This is a genomic window from Streptomyces sp. NRRL F-5123 (assembly GCF_000721495.1).
Taxonomy (GTDB): Bacteria; Actinomycetota; Actinomycetes; order Streptomycetales; family Streptomycetaceae; genus Actinacidiphila.
In genome coordinates this window covers 1-488 of sequence record NZ_JOHY01000181.1, presented here as the reverse complement: position 1 = coordinate 488, position 488 = coordinate 1, and the positions used below count along the sequence as shown (strand labels likewise).

The following is a 488-nucleotide window of genomic DNA, read 5'->3' as shown; positions in this document are numbered from 1 at the left end:
CGGAACCCGCACCCACCCCCACCAGAGAGATCACCCCCTGGATACTGTCCGCCCGCACCCCCGAAGCCCTGCGCGCCCAGGCCGCGAACCTCGCCGCGCGCTTCCCCGTGGACGACGTCGCCCGGGTGGGCCGGTCGCTGGCGACCACGCGCACGCCGTTCGACCACCGCGCGGTGATCGTCGCCGACGACGCCGCGTCGCTGCTGGCGGGCCTGGAGAAGCTGGCCGCGGGCGAGCCCGACCCCGCGGTCGTCACCGGGACGGCGGTGCCGCTCGGCGCGGGTCCGGTGTTCGTCTTTCCGGGTCAGGGCTCGCAGTGGCCGGGGATGGGCGTGGACCTGCTGGACGGCTCACCGGTCTTCGCCGCCCGCATCACCGCATGCGAACAAGCCCTCGCCCCCTACGTCGACTGGTCACTCACCGACGTCCTGCGCGGCACCTGCGACACCGACCCCGAACGCGTCGACGTCATCCAACCCACCCTGTGG

General features: G+C 74.0%; 1 protein-coding gene. It reads left to right on the top strand.

What is annotated here, in order from left to right; all coding sequences use genetic code 11:
- Nucleotides 1-488 (top strand): acyltransferase domain-containing protein (locus IH54_RS41070; protein ID WP_043183689.1); only part of this gene is annotated, 488 nt, incomplete at both ends.